This is a genomic window from Devosia sp. T2-14 (assembly GCF_055397495.1).
The window spans coordinates 1,037,501-1,040,000 of sequence record NZ_AP027921.1 but is presented as its reverse complement, the minus strand read 5'-3'; the positions used below and the strand labels follow the sequence as shown (position 1 = coordinate 1,040,000).

The 2,500-nt window shown below is 53.7% G+C and carries 1 protein-coding gene and 2 rRNA genes (2 of these 3 cut by a window edge); 2 read left to right on the top strand and 1 reads right to left on the bottom strand.

Annotated features, from left to right (window positions below; genetic code table 11):
- Window positions 1-1,825, top strand: a 23S ribosomal RNA gene (locus ACZ5WT_RS05065); it begins 898 nt to the left of the window's first position.
- Window positions 1,826-1,956: 131 nt separating this feature from the next.
- Window positions 1,957-2,072: ribosomal RNA gene (gene rrf / locus ACZ5WT_RS05060) — 5S ribosomal RNA — on the top strand.
- Between the two features lie 338 nt (window positions 2,073-2,410).
- Here the strand turns inward: rrf and ACZ5WT_RS05055 are convergent.
- Window positions 2,411-2,500: the 3' portion of an HNH endonuclease gene (locus ACZ5WT_RS05055; RefSeq protein WP_464286295.1), read on the bottom strand. It continues 768 nt past the right edge of the window; only the last 90 of its 858 coding nucleotides appear in the window; its start codon lies beyond the right edge, outside the window; the stop codon is at window positions 2,411-2,413.

Here is a 2,500-nt window from a genome sequence, read left to right as displayed (position 1 = left end):
CCGGGAGACAGACGGCGGGTGCTAAGGTCCGTCGTCAAAAGGGAAACAGCCCTAACCTACAGCTAAGGTCCCCAAGTCATAGTTAAGTGGGAAAGCATGTGGGAATGCTTAGACAACCAGGAGGTTGGCTTAGAAGCAGCCATCCTTTAAAGATAGCGTAACAGCTCACTGGTCAAGCGTTCCTGCGGCGAAGATGTACCGGGTCTAAAACTATGCACCGAAGCTTAGGGTTTGCACGTTTACGTGCAAGCGGTAGCGGAGCGTTCCGTAAGCCTGTGAAGCGGTACCTGTGAGGGGCCGTGGAGGTATCGGAAGTGCGAATGATGACATGAGTAGCGACAAAAAGTGTGAGAGACACTTTCGCCGAAAGTCCAAGGGTTCCTGCGCAATGCTAATCAGCGCAGGGTTAGCCGGCCCCTAAGGTGAGGCAGAAATGCGTAGCCGATGGGAACCACGTTAATATTCGTGGGCCAGGTGGTAGTGACGGATCGCGCAGGTTCGTATCCCCTTATTGGATTGGGGGTGCGATGAGCCGGTTCCAGGAAATAGCTCCACCAACATTGACCGTACCCTAAACCGACACAGGTGGACTGGTAGAGTATACCAAGGCGCTTGAGAGAACTATACTGAAGGAACTCGGCAAATTGCATGCGTAACTTCGGGATAAGCATGACCTCTGTTCAGGCAACTGGGCAGGGGTGGCACAAAAGAGGGGGTGGCGACTGTTTACTAAAAACACAGGGCTCTGCGAAGTTGCAAAACGACGTATAGGGTCTGACGCCTGCCCGGTGCCGGAAGGTTAAAAGGAGAGGTTAACGCCTTGAATTGAAGCCCCGGTAAACGGCGGCCGTAACTATAACGGTCCTAAGGTAGCGAAATTCCTTGTCGGGTAAGTTCCGACCTGCACGAATGGCGTAACGACTTCCCCACTGTCTCCAGTATAGACTCAGCGAAATTGAATTCCCCGTGAAGATGCGGGGTTCCTGCGGTCAGACGGAAAGACCCCATGCACCTTTACTATAGCTTTACGCTGGCATTTGTGTCGGCATGTGCAGGATAGGTGGTAGGCTTTGAAGCAGGGACGCCAGTCTCTGTGGAGCCGCAAGATGAGATACCACCCTTATCGTCATAGATGTCTAACCGCGGCATAACAGTGTCCGGGACAGCGTATGGTGGGTAGTTTGACTGGGGCGGTCGCCTCCCAAAGAGTAACGGAGGCGCGCGATGGTAGGCTCAGAACGGTCGGAAATCGTTCCTCGAGTGCAATGGCATAAGCCTGCCTGACTGCGAGACTGACAAGTCGAGCAGAGACGAAAGTCGGTCATAGTGATCCGGTGGTCCCGCGTGGAAGGGCCATCGCTCAACGAATAAAAGGTACGCTGGGGATAACAGGCTGATAATGCCCAAGAGTCCATATCGACGGCATTGTTTGGCACCTCGATGTCGGCTCATCACATCCTGGGGCTGGAGCAGGTCCCAAGGGTATGGCTGTTCGCCATTTAAAGTGGTACGTGAGCTGGGTTTAGAACGTCGTGAGACAGTTCGGTCCCTATCTGCCGTGGGTGTAGGAATATTGAGAAGAGCTGACCCTAGTACGAGAGGACCGGGTTGGACGAACCTCTGGTGGACCTGTTGTGGCGCCAGCCGCATTGCAGGGTAGCTAAGTTCGGACGGGATAACTGCTGAAAGCATCTAAGCAGGAAGCCTCCTTCAAAACTAGTATTCCCTTGAGAGCCGTGGAAGACCACCACGTCGATAGGCCGGGTGTGGAAGCGCAGCAATGTGTGAAGCTTACCGGTACTAATAGCTCGATTGGCTTGATCGTTCTCATTAATCTATGTCCGCATAGTGTGAGTTTGATCGGTACAAATAATACACCAGACATTGCCTCTTGCATGGGAAGGCAATGTCCAAATCAGAACCAAAACCAGAATTCACCCATACGTTTTTCGCTGACCTTGTGGTTTTTGCGAGGAGCCCAAGACCCGATCCCATCCCGAACTCGACCGTCAAATTCCTCTGCGCCAATGGTACTAAGTCTCAAGGCTTGGGAGAGTAGGTCGCTGCAAGGTCTGCCAAAAACGTATGGTCTCATTACGATCTCGAAACACATAAAACCCCAGTCAGAAATGACTGGGGTTTTTGCGTTTGAAACGCACACACCAAGGGGGGCGGACCAGCTTTTGCACCCCAATCCCCAATCCCGCCAAAACAACTCCTTGATCAAACGCTAGAGACAGACGAATCTTCCTGTCGAGCGCAGGGGCGAGCGGGACTGACGCCGGCCGCTGTCGGATCCGCACTATGCCGCGATCGCCCATGCAGACCGGGTGCCCCGGGAGGCTTCCTCGGATCGACCAGCAAACGAAGAGCATCGACTTTTGCCTGCGAGCCCTTTGCCTCACACTTGTCAGGTTGGCAGGCCGACCTTCCCGAATATTTCGTTGTAGTGAAAATCAAGGTTTTCGGCTTTGGGCCAGGCGAGTGGCGACGTCGGGAA